8 protein-coding genes are annotated in these 14616 nt (G+C 73.0%); 4 read left to right on the top strand and 4 right to left on the bottom strand.

From position 1 onward, the window contains the following. Window positions 1-31: 31 nt before the first annotated feature. From Sm713_RS07370 to Sm713_RS07360, 3 genes are all read left to right on the top strand, one after another. Entirely contained in the window at window positions 32-769 is a 738-nt protein-coding gene (locus tag Sm713_RS07370; protein WP_212908845.1) for a response regulator transcription factor, read from the top strand. 331 nt (window positions 770-1100) lie between these two features. Continuing rightward, window positions 1101-2168 (top strand): HAMP domain-containing sensor histidine kinase, encoded by a 1068-nt coding sequence (locus Sm713_RS07365; protein ID WP_212911846.1) that lies wholly within the window; start codon window positions 1101-1103, stop codon window positions 2166-2168. 247 nt (window positions 2169-2415) lie between these two features. Continuing rightward, a complete protein-coding gene (locus Sm713_RS07360; protein WP_212908844.1) occupies window positions 2416-6237 on the top strand; it encodes a multifunctional oxoglutarate decarboxylase/oxoglutarate dehydrogenase thiamine pyrophosphate-binding subunit/dihydrolipoyllysine-residue succinyltransferase subunit in 3822 nt (1273 codons plus the stop codon). A gap of 506 nt (window positions 6238-6743) precedes the next feature. On the opposite strand, the gene Sm713_RS07355 is transcribed toward Sm713_RS07360, so the two are convergent. The 4 genes from Sm713_RS07355 to Sm713_RS07340 all read right to left on the bottom strand — a co-directional run bounded on the left by Sm713_RS07355 (window position 6744) and on the right by Sm713_RS07340 (window position 14111). Continuing rightward, window positions 6744-10367 carry a tetratricopeptide repeat protein gene (locus Sm713_RS07355; RefSeq protein ID WP_212908843.1) on the bottom strand — a complete coding sequence of 1208 codons (3624 nt, stop codon included), beginning with the start codon at window positions 10365-10367 and terminating at the stop codon, window positions 6744-6746. A gap of 4 nt (window positions 10368-10371) precedes the next feature. Beyond that, entirely contained in the window at window positions 10372-11430 is a 1059-nt protein-coding gene (locus Sm713_RS07350; RefSeq protein WP_212908842.1) for a MoxR family ATPase, read from the bottom strand. A 223-nt stretch (window positions 11431-11653) separates the two neighbouring features. Further along, window positions 11654-13645 carry a trypsin-like peptidase domain-containing protein gene (locus tag Sm713_RS07345; RefSeq protein WP_212908841.1) on the bottom strand — a complete coding sequence of 664 codons (1992 nt, stop codon included), beginning with the start codon at window positions 13643-13645 and terminating at the stop codon, window positions 11654-11656. Next, entirely contained in the window at window positions 13638-14111 is a 474-nt protein-coding gene (locus Sm713_RS07340; RefSeq protein WP_212908840.1) for a CU044_2847 family protein, read from the bottom strand. The genes Sm713_RS07345 and Sm713_RS07340 overlap by 8 nt, the downstream gene beginning before the upstream one ends. 193 nt (window positions 14112-14304) lie before the next feature. Here Sm713_RS07340 and Sm713_RS07335 point away from each other — a divergent pair, with 193 nt between their 5' ends. Beyond that, complete coding sequence (locus Sm713_RS07335) at window positions 14305-14493, top strand: DUF6104 family protein (protein ID WP_212908839.1); 189 nt, start codon at window positions 14305-14307, stop codon at window positions 14491-14493. The last annotated feature ends 123 nt before the right edge of the window (window positions 14494-14616 follow it).

Here is a 14616-nt window from a genome sequence, read left to right as displayed (position 1 = left end):
ATTCCGAGAAGCAATAGTCAGGGGCGGGGCGATGGAGCAGACACACACCTCCCACAACGGCAGCACGGCGGCCACGGGCGCACAGCGCCGGGTCCTTGTCGTTGAGGACGACCCGACGATCGTCGAGGCCATCTCCGCCCGGCTGCGCGCCGAGGGTTTCCTGGTGCAGACGGCGGCCGACGGACCGGCGGGCGTCGACACCGCGGAGGCCTGGCAGCCCGACCTGCTGATCCTGGACATCATGCTCCCCGGGTTCGACGGCCTGGAGGTGTGCCGCCGGGTGCAGGCCCAGCGGCCGGTGCCGGTACTGATGCTCACCGCCCGCGACGACGAGACGGACATGCTCGTCGGGCTCGGCGTCGGCGCCGACGACTACATGACGAAGCCGTTCTCGATGCGCGAGCTGGCCGCCCGCGTGCACGTGCTGCTCCGGCGCGTCGAGCGCGCCGCGCTGGCCGCCACCACGCCCCGCAGCGGCATCCTCCGGCTCGGCGAGCTGGAGATCGACCACGCCCAGCGGCGGGTGCGGGTGCGCAGCGAGGACGTCCACCTCACGCCGACGGAGTTCGACCTCCTGGTGTGCCTGGCCAACACCCCGCGCGCGGTGCTCTCCCGCGAGCAGCTCCTCGCCGAGGTGTGGGACTGGGCGGACGCCTCCGGCACCCGTACGGTCGACAGCCACATCAAGGCACTGCGCCGGAAGATCGGTGCCGAGCGGATCCGCACCGTGCACGGCGTGGGCTACGCCCTGGAGACACCCACCCCATGAGAGGTCCCGGCGGTACGGCGTGATGAGCGGGCTCAGCAGGACGAGCGGCCAGGACGACGCCCCCGGCACCGATCGGAGCAGCCTGGGGAGCAGGGCACGCGCGCGTATGCGGACGCTCAGCCGGGCACGCGCGCACCTGCGGACCCGCCGGCAGGAGCGCGCGGCCGCCGGCACCACCCGCGCCGGGCGGAGCGAGCCGCCGCCCGCCGCGCTCGAGCGGCGGGCCGCCCAGTGGGCGCGCGAGGCCGACAAGGCCCGGGCACGGGCGATGCGCGCCGCCGGCCTCGACATGGCCCGCGAGACCCGCAGGGTGCTCCGCTGGATCTCCGCGATGCGCCCGTTCTCCGTGAAGACCAAGCTCGGCATGCTGGTGGTCGTCTCGGTGTTCATCACCACCGGCCTGCTGATGATCGCCGTGCGCACCCAGACGGAGCTGCGCTTCATCACGGTCTTCTCGGTGATAGCCACCTTGCTGATCACCCAGTTCGTGGCGCACTCGCTGACCGCGCCGCTCGACGAGATGAACACCGTCGCACGCGCGATCTCGCACGGCGACTACACCCGCAGGGTGCGCGGCGACGGCCGGCGCGACGAGCTGGGCGACCTGGCGTTCACGATCAACCGGATGGCCGACGACCTGGAGGCGCAGGACCAGCAGCGCAAGGAGCTGGTGGCGAACGTCTCCCACGAGCTGCGCACCCCGATCGCCGCGCTCAGGGCCGTCCTGGAGAACGTCGTGGACGGCGTCTCCGAGGCCGACCCGGAGACCATGCGCACCGCACTGAAGCAGACCGAGCGCCTGGGCCGCCTGGTCGAGACGCTGCTCGACCTGTCCCGTCTCGACAACGGGGTCGTACCCCTCAAGGCGCGCCGCTTCGAGGTGTGGCCCTACCTGTCCGGGGTGCTGAAGGAGGCGAACATGATCGCTACCTCCCGCGCCGGGATCGCCTCCGGATCCGGCAGCCACACCCGTACGGACGTCCATCTGCACCTGGACGTCTCCCCGCCCGAGCTGACCGCGCACGCGGACCCCGAGCGGATCCACCAGGTGGTGGCCAACCTGATCGACAACGCCGTCAAGCACAGCCCGCCGCACGGCCGGGTGACCGTCAGGGCGCGGCGCGGCGAGGGACCCCAGTCGCTGACCCTTGAGGTGCTGGACGAGGGGCCGGGCATTCCGCGCTCCGAGTGGCACCGGGTCTTCGAGCGTTTCAACCGCGGCAGCCACGGCGGCCCCGGCTCCTCGCACGGCCCGGGCAGCGACGGCGGAACGGGCCTCGGGCTCGCCATCGCGCGCTGGGCGGTGGGCCTGCACGGCGGCCAGATCGGGGTGGCCGAATCATCCCGCGGCTGCCGCATCCGAGTCACCCTTCCGGGTGAGTCGCCTACGCAAAGTTGACGTAAGGGCCGGGCAAAATCGGCGTAAGGTACGAGTAGGTGCACGCCCGGCGGAGAGCGGGGCACGAGCCGGGTGTCGCGGCGGAGCGGAACCTCCGGTTTTTCCCGCCGGCATCGGCGCCGAAACACCCGCCTCGATGTGACTTACACGACGATGACCGGCCCGGACTGCGTGCGGCCCTCCGACAGGCGTAGCCTTTATTCCCGCTGTCCATCACCTTGTGAAGCGGAAGAGGGCGGTTGCCGCCGTGTCGCCACAGTCCAGTAATTCGAGTCCCAGCCTTCGGCCGGGCGGTGCCACCAGGACCGACCAAGAGGGGCAGGGCAAGGACCCTGCGGCCGCCTTCGGTCCCAATGAGTGGCTGGTCGACGAGATCTACCAGCAGTACCTCCAGGATCCGAACTCGGTCGACCGCGCCTGGTGGGACTTCTTCGCCGACTACAAGCCGGGTGGTGCGGCAGCCACCTCGCCGGACGGCACCACGGCAGCGCCCGCCGCCGCCCCGGCCCCGGCAGCCCCGAGCAGCCCCACGACGGCGGCGGCCAAGACCTCCGCCGCCCCCGCGGCACCCGCCGCGGCCCCCGCGCCCAAGAAGACCCCCACCGAGCCCAAGGCTCCGTCCGCCCCCGCCGCGCGGCCCGCCGCCAAGGCCCCGGCCACGGCCCCCGCGCCCGCCGCGGACGTCTCCGCCGCCCCCGAGGGCGGTCCCGAGTTCGTGACGCTCCGCGGCCCGGCCGCCGCCGTCGCGAAGAACATGAGCGCCTCCCTGGAGCTGCCGACGGCCACCTCGGTCCGCGCGGTCCCGGTGAAGCTGCTCTTCGACAACCGCATCGTCATCAACAACCACCTCAAGCGCGCCCGCGGCGGGAAGATCTCCTTCACGCACCTGATCGGGTACGCGATGGTGCAGGCCATCAAGGCCATGCCGTCGATGAACCACTCCTTCGCCCAGAAGGACGGCAAGCCGACGCTGGTCAAGCCGGAGCACACCAACCTCGGCCTGGCCATCGACCTCACCAAGCCGAACGGCGACCGCCAGCTCGTCGTCGCCGGCATCAAGCGGGCCGAGACGCTGAACTTCTTCGAGTTCTGGCAGGCCTACGAGGACATCGTCCGCCGCGCCCGGGACAACAAGCTGACGATGGAGGACTTCTCCGGCGTCACCGTCTCGCTGACCAACCCCGGCGGCATCGGCACCGTCCACTCGGTGCCGCGGCTGATGCCCGGACAGTCCGTGATCCTCGGCGTCGGCGCGATGGAGTACCCGGCCGAGTTCCAGGGCACCTCCCAGGACACCCTGAACCGCCTGGGCATCTCCAAGGTCATGACGCTGACGTCGACCTACGACCACCGCGTCATCCAGGGCGCCGCCTCCGGCGAGTTCCTGCGCATCATCTCCAACCTGCTGCTGGGGCAGGAGGGCTTCTACGACGAGATCTTCGAGGCCCTGCGGATCCCCTACGAGCCGGTGCGCTGGCTCAAGGACATCGACGCCTCCCACGACGACGACGTCACCAAGGCCGCCCGCGTCTTCGAGCTGATCCACTCCTACCGGGTGCGCGGCCACGTCATGGCCGACACCGACCCGCTGGAGTACCGCCAGCGCAAGCACCCCGACCTGGACATCACCGAGCACGGGCTCACGCTGTGGGACCTGGAGCGGGAGTTCGCGGTCGGCGGCTTCGCCGGCAAGTCGATGATGAAGCTGCGCGACATCCTCGGCGTGCTGCGCGACTCGTACTGCCGCACCACCGGCATCGAGTTCATGCACATCCAGGACCCCAAGCAGCGCAAGTGGATCCAGGACCGCGTGGAGCGGCCGCACAGCAAGCCCGAGCGCGAGGAACAGCTGCGCATCCTGCGCCGGCTGAACGCGGCGGAAGCGTTCGAAACGTTCCTCCAGACCAAGTACGTCGGCCAGAAGCGCTTCTCCCTGGAGGGCGGGGAGTCCGTCATCCCGCTGCTGGACGCGGTCCTCGACTCGGCGGCCGAGTCCCGGCTCGACGAGGTCGTCATCGGCATGGCCCACCGCGGCCGGCTCAACGTCCTGGCGAACATCGTCGGCAAGTCGTACGCGCAGATCTTCCGGGAGTTCGAGGGCAACCTCGACCCGAAGTCGATGCACGGCTCCGGTGACGTGAAGTACCACCTGGGCGCCGGTGGCACCTTCACCGGCCTGGACGGCGAGCAGATCTCGGTCTCGCTGGCCGCCAACCCGTCCCACCTGGAGACGGTCGACCCGATCATCGAGGGCATCACCCGCGCCAAGCAGGACATCATCAACAAGGGCGGCACGGACTTCACCGTGCTCCCCGTCGCCCTGCACGGCGACGCGGCCTTCGCGGGCCAGGGCGTGGTGGCCGAGACCCTCAACATGTCCCAGCTGAGGGGCTACCGCACCGGCGGCACGGTGCACATCGTGATCAACAACCAGGTGGGCTTCACCGCCGCCCCGGAGTCGGCACGCTCGTCGATGTACGCCACCGACGTCGCGCGGATGATCGAGGCACCGATCTTCCACGTGAACGGCGACGACCCGGAGGCCGTGGTCCGCGTGGCGCGGCTCGCCTTCGAGTTCCGCCAGGCGTTCAACAAGGACGTCGTCATCGACCTCATCTGCTACCGCCGCCGCGGCCACAACGAGTCCGACAACCCGGGCTTCACCCAGCCGCTGATGTACGACCTGATCGACAAGAAGCGCTCGGTGCGCAAGCTCTACACCGAGTCGCTGATCGGCCGGGGCGACATCACCCTGGAGGAGGCCGAGCAGGCGCTCCAGGACTACCAGGGCCAGCTGGAGAAGGTCTTCACCGAGGTCCGCGAGGCCACCCAGCAGCCGTCCGGCGCGCAGGTGCCGGACGCGCAGCCGGAGTTCCCGGTGGGCGTGCAGACGGCGATCTCCCAGGAGGTCGTCAAGCGCATCGCCGAGTCCCAGGTGAACATCCCCGACCGCGTCACCGTCCACCCCCGCCTGCTGCCGCAGCTCCAGCGCCGCGCGGCCATGGTCGAGGAGGACGCCATCGACTGGGGCATGGGCGAGACCCTGGCCATCGGCTCGCTGCTGCTTGAGGGCACGCCGGTCCGGCTCTCCGGCCAGGACTCGCGGCGCGGCACCTTCGGCCAGCGGCACGCCGTCCTGGTGGACCGCGAGACCGGCCAGGACTACACCCCGCTGCTGTACCTCGCCGAGGACCAGGCCCGCTACAACGTCTACGACTCGCTGCTCTCCGAGTACGCGGCCATGGGCTTCGAGTACGGCTACTCGCTGGCCCGCCCGAACGCCCTCGTGATGTGGGAGGCGCAGTTCGGCGACTTCGCCAACGGCGCGCAGACGGTCATCGACGAGTACATCACCGCCGCTGAGCAGAAGTGGGGCCAGACCTCCGGCGTCACGCTGCTGCTGCCGCACGGCTACGAGGGCCAGGGCCCGGACCACTCCTCGGCCCGCCCGGAGCGGTTCCTCCAGCTCTGCGCGCAGAACAACATGACCGTCGCGATGCCGACGCTGCCGTCGAACTACTTCCACCTGCTGCGGTGGCAGGTGCACAACCCGCACCACAAGCCGCTGGTGGTCTTCACCCCGAAGTCGATGCTCCGCCTCAAGACGGCGGCCTCGAAGACGGACGAGTTCCTCACGGGTGGCTTCCGGCCGGTCATCGGCGATGACACGGTCGAGGCGAGCGCGGTCCGCAAGGTCGTCTTCTGCGCGGGCAAGGTCTACTACGACCTGGCCGCCGAGCGGCAGAAGCGCGGCGTGACGGACGTGGCGATCGTCCGCCTGGAGCGGCTGTACCCGCTGCCGGGTGCCGAGCTCCAGGCCGAGATCTCCAAGTACCCGAACGCGGAGAAGTACCTCTGGGCGCAGGAGGAGCCGGCGAACCAGGGCGCATGGCCGTTCATCGCCCTCAACCTGATCGACCACCTGGACCTGGCGGTCGGCGCGGACGTCCCGCACGGCGAGCGCCTGCTCCGGGTCTCCCGCCCGCACAGCTCGTCCCCCGCGGTGGGTTCGGCGAAGCGGCACCAGGCCGAGCAGGAGCAGCTGGCTCGGGAGGTCTTCGAGGCGTAGCCCTTGGGCGGGCGGCTGTGCCGGTTCGCCTATTCCGTTGATTGCTTGGGCCCGGCCCTGGGGTGTTTTCCGGGGGCCGGGCCCTCGTCGTTCGCCGTGGGTTTGTGATGGGGCTGCGCAAGCAGGCTGCCACCTCGGGACGGTGACGACCTGACGGTTTCGTGGTGGCTGGTCGCGCAGTTCCCCGCGCCCCTGAGTAGGCCGGGGCGCAGCCCCACATACAGGAGCGCCCCGAAGGGGCGCGGGGAACTGCGCGAGCAACCAGCCACCCGCCGCAGGTCCGGCGACGACAGAACCAGCCCCCTCGGGACGGAGACGACCTGACGGTTTCGTGGTGGCTGGTCGCGCAGTTCCCCGCGCCCCTGAGTAGGCCGGGGCGCAGCCCCACATACAGGAGCGCCCCGAAGGGGCGCGGGGAACTGCGCGAGCAACCAGCCACCCGCCGCAGGTCCGGCGACGACAGAACCAGCCCCCTCGGGACGGAGACGACCCGGCGGTCTCGCCCGTCAGAGCTCCAACCGAGCCACGGCATCGCGGAGTTCCGCCGTAAGGCGGACGTCGCGGACATCGCCGGTGTCAGCCACGGTCAGCGCCTCCCGGTACTGCCGCAGCGCCAGGTCAGGCGCGCCCTGCCGTTCCAGGAGCATCCCCCTGAGCTGCTGAGCGCGAGCGACCCACGTCCCGTTCCCGGCCTCCCTCGCGATCTCCACCGCGTGCCGCACATGGTCGTCGGCGCGTTGCAGCAGCCCGATGTTGCCCAGCCGGTCGGCGAGTTCCATGACGACGGCGCCCCGTTGCAGCCAGCAGTCGTGGGCGAGTTCCGGGCTGTCCTTGGCGCCGCGCGCGGCCTCGCCCAGTATCCAGTCGGCCTCGAAGAGGTCGGCGATCACCTCCTGCGACCGGAACCGCAGGTAGTGCGCGATCCCCAGGGTCCGCCTGCGGTCGGGCAGCTCGGGATTGTCGTCGGACGTCCAGTCGACGGCGGCGCGCAGCAGGCGGACGGCCTGGTCGATGTCGTCCGCGGAGTCCCGCAGCTCGCCGCGGCGCACCAGGGTGGCGCCGTACTCGCCGAGGACGCCGGGCCGCCTCGGGTCGTCCGTGGCGAGCAGCGCGACGGCCTCCTGCCAGGACGCCACCGAGTGGTCCAGGTCGGCGCCGCGCCCGGTGGTGTCGTAGCGGTCGCGGTGCAGCCGGGCCGCCATGACGTGGCAGTCGAAGCGGAGGTCCTCGTCGTCGCCGGCCGCGGCCAGCGCCTGCGCCACGGCGTCCATGATCCGCGGTGGCTCCCCGTCCCGCTCGGCGGCGCCCTCGCCGGTGGTGCGGAACGTCTCGATCGCCGAGGCCATGTCCAGCCAGGCACGGCAGCGTTCGGGCGCCGGCAGCGCGTCGGGCGTGCTCAGCGCCGCCATCAGGTGCTCGCCTGCGCCGCGTCCCGCGTCGGCGGCGGCCGCCTCGTCGGGGCCGGCCTCCCGCTCGACGGGGCCGCGCCCCAGGTACTGGGTGGCCAGCTCCAGCAGGATGCGGCCGCGGACCAGGTGGCCGCGTTCCGGGTCGGGGTACTCCAGCCGCACCACGGAGGCCTCGGCGGCACGCTGCAAGTGCGTGAGGTACCAGTCCTCTGGGCCCGCGGCGCGCAGCGGTCCGTCGGGGCGGGCGAGCGGGGCCCCGGCGGTCGCCAGGGCGCTGCGCACGGTGGGCAGGGTGTCGGCGGCCGTCCGGCGCCGGTCGGCGTCCTCGCCGGCCAGCACGGCGGACAGGGCTCGGCGCGGTCCGGAGGAGAGCGGCGGCAGGTTCAGGGACGGGGCGCTCCCCGGCGCGCTCGGGCCGCCGCTCTGCGCCGGCATCGCGATGCCCTGCCCCTCGGTCTCGGCCATGCCCTGGGCGGGCGGGGACGGCGTCCCCTGGCGCGGTGCACCCGCGCGCGTGCCGGGCGACGTGTACGACCCCGTGCCGGTGGCGGACGGCGGGTCGTCGCCGAACACCACGCGGGTGAGCTCCTCGTCCGCCATGCGCAGCAGCTCGCAGAACGCCCAGGCGGTGGCCGGCTCCCCCGCCGCGGCGTGCTCCCGCGCCCAGCGGCGCACGCCGTCCGGCAGGTCGTCGACGCCGAGCCACGAGCTGTGCAGCTCCCCCGCGAGCAGCCAGTGGATGGTGCCCCTCAGCAGGCCCCCGCGCAGCGAGGTGACGTGCTCGGCCGCCAGCACGTCGAGCGCCTCGCGGAGGTCGTCGCCGACCCGGCGGACCCGCCAGCGGGCCAGGAGGGCGTTCGCCAGTTCCTCGGCGGCCGCGCCGCGTTCGGCGGCCGGCCCGGCCACGGCTGCCGCCTGCTTGAAGAGGGCCACCGCCTCGTCCAGCTCGCGGACCAGGCCCTCGGCCTCGTAGTGGCGCAGTGCGGCACGGCCGCGGGCCAGCAGCTCGTCGGCGCCGAGCCGGGGGTCGGGCGGCCGGGGCAGCGGCCAGGGGGTGCGCCGGCCCAGGTCGCGCAGGAGGTCGGAGGAGACCTCGGCGAAGGCGCGCAGCCCCGCGTGCTCCTCGTCGGGCGCCGGCTGCTCGGTGGGGTCGGGGTGTACCGCCTGCGGGTCGACGGCGCCGCGCAGGAAGGCGGCCGCCAGCGCGGGGAAGTTCCGCGCGGTGCGCCCGAAGCTCCGCTCGATGTACTCCGAGCAGTGCTTGAGCAGCAGCTTCGCCTCGTCCGCCGTGAGCCTCTTGCGCAGCTCGGCGGCGACGCCGGGCAGGAAGTCGTAGCGCACGGCACGCGGGTCGGCCGCGTCCTCGCGGCGCTTGAGCAGCCCGCCGAGCAGCACCTCGGACAGCACGTCGGGCCCGGTGCCGGCGAGCATGGCGCGCTGCACGAGCTGCATCACCGGCAGGAACAGCGGCACCGCGGACAGGTAGCAGGCGAGGCGGCGGGCGTCCGGCGAGGCGTGCCGCACGAAGGCCCGCACGCGGTCCTCGCCGGACAGCTCCTCCTCGGCCCGCACGGGCGAGGTGGCCGGGGGGTGCGCCGCGTGCACCCACCCGGCCGCGGCCATCAGGCTCTGCCCCGTGGCGCCCGCCACGAGCCGCGCCCATCCCTCGACGGAGGACCGGCGCAGCGCGAGCACCGGCACCGGCAGCGCGCCCGGCTCCAGGCGCCCGCGCTCGGGCGTGAACACCAGGCGCCCGGCGGGCCCTTCGCGACGGTGGAGCTGGCCCCGCCGGGCCGGCAGGTGGGTGCGCAGCCACATGCGCTGCGGCAGGGGCTGGACGACGGCGACGGGCGCGGTGGTGGCCCACCGGTACAGCAGGCGGTGGATCTGGCCGCTGCGCCACATGGGCCCCGCGCAGTCGCTGAGGACGAGCGTGAGCCGGCGCCCGGTGGGGTCGCTGAGCTGCTCGGGGGCGTGCAGCGGGCCGGTGCGCTCGGGGGTCGGCGCGTAGCCCGGCAGGCCCTCGTCGGTGGCGTGCAGGTACTGGACCTGCACCTCGCGGAACGCGCCGGCCCGCTCGCAGACCTGACGCAGCTCGTCGAGCGCCTGCTGCCACACCACGGTGGACGTGGAGGCGTCCATGACCAGCAGCAGCCGGGCCTCGCGGCGCCGTTCGGGGCGCAGCACGGGCTGGACGAGACCGGACTCGGCGGCCCGGTCGGCGGTGCGGTCCTCGTCGAGGGTGGTGCTGGAGACGGGGCGCACGGGAGCGCGGTAGCGCTGGAGGATGCGCAGGCCGTGCTGGAGCGCGAGCGGCTCCGGCAGGGCGGGCGCGGCGGGAACCTGCACCTGCCGCAGCTCGGTCGCGGCCTCGGGGCCCGGACCGCGGACGAAGAGCTCGGTCCGCTCGGCGAGCGTGTGCTCCTCCTGGGAGGCGGCCGGGGGCATCTGCGGGGGGCGGTACCCGCGGCCGTTGCTGTCGGTGGGCTTCACCGGCGGGGTGCGGTCGTCGGTCCCCTGGTCGGCGGGCCCGTCCTGGCCCGGGTCCGGCAGCCAGCGGGCGAGCCAGAGCGCGTCCGCCATCTCCTCGACGCTCGGCGGGATCTCCGCCTCGCGCATCCGCGCGATCAGCGCCGCGAGCGCCTGGCCCGCGGCGTCGCCGCGCGCTCCGTCCGGACTCCCGGGCACGGCCGGACGGGGGGTGGGCTCGACGCTGCTCATGGGGTCACCTGGGCCTGGGCCCGGGGTCCAGGGGCTGCATCAGCAGCTGGGCGATACCGGCGCGCTGTGCCGTGACGTCGCGCGAGGCGTCCCGCGCGGCGTGCTGGGCGAGGAAGATCGCGTTCAGCAACTGGTCGGTGGGGCGCAGCGCGCCGTCGGACTCAGCCTGCCTGAACTGGTCGACGATGTCGTGGTTGTCGTCGTACGAGCCCGTGCCGAAGTGCGCCTGCACGAGTGCGGCGAGCCGCTGGTCGCGGGGCGCTTCCAGGGTCAGCGGGATGCAGCGGCGCATCAGCGGCGCCGGGAACTCCCGCTCGCGGTTGCTGGTCATCACCACGAACGGGAACGCGCGGCAGCGCACCTGGCCGTTGGTGACGGGCACCCGCAGGCCGTCGTCCGTGAGGATCTCGACCGTCTCCATGCCGGGCCGGTCGGCGATCCGCTCCAGCTCGGGGATGCCGAACCTGCCCTCCTCCAGGACGTTCAGGAGGTCGTTGGGCAGGTCTATGTCGCTCTTGTCGAGCTCGTCGATGAGCAGCACGCGGGGCCGCTCGGCGGCCACCAGGGCGGTGCCGAGCGGGCCGAGCTTCAGGTAGCGGCCGATGTCGGACGAGCGGCTCGCCCCGTGCGGTCCCTCGCTCTCCCACGCGACGTGGGCGCGGTCCAGCTGCGCGTCTTGGAGCCGTCCTATGGCGTCGTACGTGTAGAGGCCGTCCTTGAGCTCGCTGCGGCTGACGATCGGCCATTCCAGGACGCGGCCGAGGCCGAGTTCGTACGCGATGGAGTGCGCGAGCGTCGACTTCCCGGCGCCGGGCGGTCCGGTGACGAGCAGGGGGCGCCGCAAGTAGAGGGCGGCGTTGATCAGTTCGAGGGTGTCGTCGTCCTGAACGGGCAGGGGGACGCTGCGCGCGCCGAGCCTGCGTGCCGTCGACGAGTCGAGCGGCGGCACCGAGTAGGGCACGACAGGGGCGTCGAACCGCCGCCAGGGCGGGGCCTCGGGCAGCTCCCTGATCTTGTCCGGATCCGGCCCCCCGGTGCCCCGGTAGATGAACCAGTCGGTCATGGGATGCTCCTCGTCAACGGTCGGTTGCAGACGACGTCCTGGCCGACCGGGGCGACGGGCGCCCGCAACGGGCCCCTGAAAACGTACCCGGGCCAGGTGTTCCATACGGGCGTTCTCGGCCAATCCACCGCAGGGCAGGCGTCCCGTCCGCGGCGGTCGCCGAGCGGCCCGCGGTGCGCGGCACGGCGGGCGGGGCCGAGGGTCCCCGAGGTCAGGACACCGTTCACAGCGGCGCGTCCAGGGGTGTGGTGTCCTCGGCGGGCAGCGGGCGCCTGGGGTCGTCGTAGAGCAGTGCCAGGGGCTCGGCCCAGCGGCGGTCGACGTGCCTCTCGCTGATCTCCTGCCTCAGCTGGCGCAGCCGGTCCGGCAGTTCGGTGACGGACTCCAGGGGCTCGAAGAGCCACTTGGTCTTGGCGTGCAGGTCCTCGCAGGAGTCCGAGCAGCCCCCCGAGCCGTGGCCGTCGACGCGCCACAGGGCCACGCCGTGGCCGCTCTCCAGGGCGAGCCTGAGGGCCGTGCGCCCGAGGCCCTGCCCCACCGAGCGGCAGATGACGGGGACGGCGTTGTTCGAGGCGTCACGGAACTGGCCCGCACTGGGGCTCACACCGGGCTCCGGAACGCGCCACCCGGTCAGCTGCCGCTGCTCGCCGATGGCGCCCCAGCGGGAGAGCCACTTTTTGTCCGGTTCTCCCCGGCGCTCAAGGGCGCGCAGCACGACGCGGCGTTGCGCGCCCAGGTGGTACGTGTCGTCCAGGGCCGCGATGTCGTTGAGGCGCCAGCGGTGCACGGCGATGTCGAAGTACTCGGCGGGCAGCGCGATTTCGAGGGGAACCGGCCGGCCCGCGCGGTCCCGGCGCTGGAAGACGTCCATCAGCGGCCGGCGCAGGGCCTGCACCAGGTCGCCGGGCCGGTGGCCGTGCGTGGAGCGGTCCTCGGCCTGCAACTCCGGCTCGCCCTCGCCGTCGTCGACCCACACCTGCCAGAAGAAGTGCGCCGGTTCGGAGCCGATCACCGGGTCGAGCAGGACCGCCACGGTGGGGCCCTCGCCCGGGCCCGGGTACGGGATGACGATCCGGCCGGAGTCCTCCTTGCCCGGTTCCAGGGACGCGGGCAGCCGGGCGTCGGTCACGAAGGCGGCCATGTGCGGCCAGGTGTGCCGGTGCAGGCGCTCCTGGACCCAGTCGGTGAGGGAGTCCACGTCACCGCCGCGGCGGTGCACGTAGAGCGAGACGAGCTGGAGGTAGCGCAGCATGATCATGGAGTCCATCGGCCGGCCGCCCTCGTAGAGGAGGCCGTGGCCGTCCCGCCAGGTGTGCAGCTCGGGCCCCTCCTGTGGCCAGCGGTTCCCGCTGATGGCCTGGCGGGCGAGGATCGCCACGGTGGGCCCGTCGGGCGGCGCGGGGAGCGCGGCGAGCCGGCGCAGCGCGGCCCGGCGGTCGTGCGGCGTCCACTCCTCGCCGCCGGTGGGGCGGTTCCCCGTCACGACGGCCTGCTGGGCGTCGACCCAGGTGGAGCCGGCGGACCCGGACGTGCGGCCGTGCCAGGCGTCGTGCGCCCGCATCACCTCGCCGTAGAGCGGGCCGAAGCGGCGCAGCGCGGCGATCGAGACGGCGAGGCCGCCGTCGCGCTGCCTGCGGCGCGACTTGATCAGGGCGACCACGGCGCCGGTGTCCGGGTCGAGCAGCGGCCCGCCGGAGACACCGGCCGGGAAGTCGACGTCGGGTTTGAAACGCAGTCCGTACGACCCGTCGCGGACGTTGATCTCGGCGTCGCCGCTCCAGGACACCGCCTCCGGGTGGCCGCCCTCACCGGGCCGGTAGCCGTAGGCCACCACGCCGCCGACGTGCTGCACGGCGCGGTCGACCAGCCAGACGCACTCGTGCTCGGCGTCGTCGTCGAGCAGCCGCACCAGGGCGAGGTCCTCGCCGGGCGGCACCTCGGTGGCCCCCGGGTCGGTGATCAGCCACTGGGCGAGCCGGGCCCGGACCGGGATCGCGTCGTTGGCCTGCGTCTCGCCGCATACCGCGAACGTGAGGTTCCGGTCGCCTGCCAGATGGGGGCGGAGCACATGGGCGGCGGTCACCACCCAGCCGGGCGCCACGAAGAAGCCGCTTCCCCACATGGGAACGGCGGGATCCCCTGCGTCCGAGGCCGGCAGCAGGCGGACGGTGGCGGCGCGGGCATGCGCATCGAGCCAGAGGTTCAGCTCAGGCATGGGCGCTCGCGCTCCCTGGAGTGCGGTCGTCGGGCGTTGCGGGCGACGCGCCGTCGGCCGGGACGCGCGGTGTGGGGGTCACCGGTGGGGCGTCGTCGGCCGGGGCACCAGAAGCATTGTCGGCACGTTCGCGGCTGGTTCGCGACCGCTCGTCCATGTGCCAGGTGAGGGTCACCTGGACGGCGGCCTTGGCCTCCCCCTCGGCGAGCACCGCAAGGGCCCTGCCCGACCTGGCGGTCAACTCCACGCCGAAGGTGACCGCGGCCTCGTCGGGCCCCGCGGCGCGGGCCGCGGCCAGCACGCTGGAGCCGACCGCGGTGATCAGCTCACCGAGCTGCTCGACCTTGGCGGTGGCCGTGTCGAACACACCGACGTCCTGGTCGTCTGAACCGTAGACATCGGGCGTGGTGAGCCTGGCCAGGACGACGGTGCCGTCCGGCAGCTCGATCTCCTGAATGTGACTCATCCCGATCACCAACTCCCCCGTCCGGCGCCCTGGACCGACACTTCCGTTCCGGAGCCCACATGAATCGCGACGAGGCTGGTGTCCCCGCCGGTTGCGGACGAGACGGCATCGTCGGGAAACCGGTACATCCGCAGGTCGCCTACCCTGAAGCCATAGGCAGCGGGGCACGCCCCATCCGCATCAGGAGCAACTGTTGTACTTCACCGACCGCGGCATCGAGGAACTGGAGAAACGGCGCGGCGAGGAGGAGATCACTTTCGAGTGGCTCGCCGAACAACTGCGTACGTTCGTCGACCTCAACCCGGACTTCGAGATCCCCGTCGAACGCCTGGCCACGTGGCTGGCACGGCTGGACGACGAGGAGGACGAGGACGGGGAGTAGGCGGGGCCGGGGGCGGGGGCGGCGTCCGCCGGGCCGGGGCCCGGGGCCGTGTCCGGCGGGGGCGGGGCTTGGGCCGCGTCCGGCGCGGGCGGGGCCCTGGGTCCCGGCTGAGGTGCGGAGGGG

This window comes from Streptomyces sp. TS71-3 (assembly GCF_018327685.1).
GTDB lineage: Bacteria > Actinomycetota > Actinomycetes > Streptomycetales > Streptomycetaceae > Streptomyces.
This window is presented reverse-complemented; position numbering and strand designations above follow the sequence as displayed.

Excerpts from the sequence above, each read along its gene's own strand:
- Sm713_RS07370 (WP_212908845.1), top strand. The coding sequence starts at position 32 with ATGGAGCAGACACACACCTCCCACAACGGCAGCACGGCGGCCACGGGC.
- Sm713_RS07365 (WP_212911846.1), top strand. The coding sequence starts at position 1,101 with ATGCGCCCGTTCTCCGTGAAGACCAAGCTCGGCATGCTGGTGGTCGTC.
- Sm713_RS07355 (WP_212908843.1), bottom strand. The coding sequence starts at position 10,367 with ATGAGCAGCGTCGAGCCCACCCCCCGTCCGGCCGTGCCCGGGAGTCCG.
- Sm713_RS07350 (WP_212908842.1), bottom strand. The coding sequence starts at position 11,430 with ATGACCGACTGGTTCATCTACCGGGGCACCGGGGGGCCGGATCCGGAC.
- Sm713_RS07345 (WP_212908841.1), bottom strand. The coding sequence starts at position 13,645 with ATGCCTGAGCTGAACCTCTGGCTCGATGCGCATGCCCGCGCCGCCACC.
- Sm713_RS07340 (WP_212908840.1), bottom strand. The coding sequence starts at position 14,111 with ATGAGTCACATTCAGGAGATCGAGCTGCCGGACGGCACCGTCGTCCTG.